A 217-nucleotide genomic window follows, 5' to 3' on the forward strand; every position below is an offset into this window, starting at 1 on the left:
ACCGCTCAGTGTAACTTCAGCCTTGCCGTTGATATCAGTAATGGCGGAACCGCCTTGTCCGAGAGTAAAGCTTGCGCTCACATCTGCCGGTAGCGTGAATGTCACCGCCTCATTGGCTAACGGGTTGCCGTTTCCATCAGTCACTGTTGCCTGCAGCCTGGTCATCCCGACGTTATTAGCGATAAAATTGTCCTCGGTAACGTTAAGATTAACCTGC

Annotated in this window: 1 protein-coding gene; it reads right to left on the reverse strand. The window is 51.6% G+C overall.

Annotation, left to right across the window (positions count from 1 at the left end; genetic code table 11):
- Positions 1–217 (reverse strand): Ig-like domain-containing protein (locus MFF64_RS37625; protein ID WP_238194193.1); only part of this gene is annotated, 217 nt, incomplete at both ends.

This window comes from Methylobacterium frigidaeris, assembly GCF_022179185.1.
Classification (GTDB): Bacteria; Pseudomonadota; Alphaproteobacteria; order Rhizobiales; family Beijerinckiaceae; genus Methylobacterium; species Methylobacterium frigidaeris.